This is a genomic window from Paenibacillus rhizoplanae, assembly GCF_042684125.1.
Lineage (GTDB): Bacteria > Bacillota > Bacilli > Paenibacillales > Paenibacillaceae > Paenibacillus_AQ > Paenibacillus_AQ rhizoplanae.
The window spans coordinates 1-1,659 of sequence record NZ_JBHUKY010000037.1; the positions used below are offsets into that span (position 1 = coordinate 1).

A 1,659-nucleotide genomic window follows, 5' to 3' on the forward strand; every position below is an offset into this window, starting at 1 on the left:
GAGACAATTTCATAATTAAAAACCCTTGCTATACCTGGTTTTTTTGAGCATAGAAAAAGGAGTACCTCCCCAAATTCTCGAAGTTATAGGTGACGAAACCAACACCCGAGAAGAAAAGAGGTAATCCCTATCTATTCTATTCGACAAGAAGAACTGTTTTCCTTTGAGGAATTGCTCCAGATGGGTCCGGAAGATAAATACAGCCAAATCTTTGAACACTTGAATTTAGCTCCAGTTCTGTCCGCACTGGGAAAAAAGAACCATCGCGGACGGCCTGAAAAACTAAACATACCTGCCATGATCTACTCGCTACTGATTGCAAAAATGGAGAACATCGAGTTTGTCTCTGCCTTGGTCCGTCGACTGATTCATAGCCACGAATTTCGAGTCCAGTGCCGGTTTACGGGCTCGGACAACATTCCAAGCCAGTCCTCCTATTCTCGTTTGATTCATGCACTAGAGCAAACGGGAATGCTCGAACAACTTCAGGATCGCCTCGTAACCTCTGCTCTAGAAGAAGGCTTTGTGAGCGGTACCCATCTTGCGGTGGATTCCTCCATGGTCGAGGCTTGGGATTGCCAATTTAGCGAATCGGCCTCCAAGCGTCGTGCGGCTCGCCGGGAGCAAAAGAAACACGAAGCTCCGGTGGCCGAGCAACTTCAGCTCGAACATCCTGAGACTGAGCCTAAAACGGTGAACGAACCGCTGAAGAAACCCAGGTACAGCAAGCCAGGTCGTCCGTCCCAGGCGGAAAAGGAACGTCGGCGCGAGGAAATGGAAGCCTATGAACAAAGTCTCGGACCGTTCCAGAAAACCATTGAAGCGATGTTGCCCTACACGTACGATGAACTGCTGACCGCGTTGCCCCGGCAAGCCGCGCGTTGTGACAAGAAAAATACAAAGGGCCGAATGACCAGCTATTACGGGTTCAAGGCGAATCTGCTTGTCGACACGAACAGCCAGTATATCCTCAGTGGCCTCTGGAGTTCGGCCAATCCGAATGACCAGCGTATGGCGGTCGTCCTTCTTAAAGGCCTGCTTCTGAAGTTTCCGATGCTGAAGGTTAAGCATATCTTGGGCGACAAAGGATACGACTGCGCGGCGATCTACCAGTTGATTCATTCGCTCGGCGCCTATCCTGCGATTGCCCTGATTCACCACAAAGACCCGCCTGCGGGAATGAACCTGGATTACACTCCGGTTTGCACTCAAGGTCATGCGTATCGTTACGATAGTTTTGATGCCAAATACGAGACCCTGAAGTATACCCGGCCTAGCGAATGCCAAGGCTGTGCGCTTTCCGGTTCCGATTGCCAAAAGGTGTTTAAAATCCGCATACAAACGGATTTACGTTTGCATTCCTACCCCGCAAGAGGTAGCGAACGTTTTACAGAACTGTACAAAAAACGTACGGCAGTGGAGCGTGTGTTTGCCTATCTCAAAGAGTATTTCGGGATGAAACGCACACGCCACCGCGGTGTCCGGGCCAGTGTCGATTTCCAGCTCAGTACGCTCGCGTACAATTTGAGTAAGTTTGCGTTAGACAAGTTGAACCAGCAGTTGAGAAACTCTCAGCAAATCGCCTAATCTTTTTAAAAATGTGACCTTAGATTTTGGCCCAGTCTTGCTATTTAACAAATCGAATTATGAAATTGACTC

At 49.0% G+C, this 1,659-nt stretch carries 1 protein-coding gene; it reads left to right on the forward strand.

All coding sequences use genetic code 11. The annotated features are described in order from the left end of the window. Positions 1-180 precede the first annotated feature (180 nt). The gene (locus ACFSX3_RS22000) at positions 181-1,587 is read left to right on the forward strand and encodes a transposase (RefSeq protein WP_209994894.1); all 1,407 of its coding nucleotides are present in this window, start codon (positions 181-183) and stop codon (positions 1,585-1,587) included. Positions 1,588-1,659: the final 72 nt, after the last annotated feature.

What these genes read in the sequence shown, in the direction of transcription:
- ACFSX3_RS22000 (WP_209994894.1), top strand. Translation starts at nt 181, where the DNA reads ATGGGTCCGGAAGATAAATACAGCCAAATCTTTGAACACTTGAATTTA.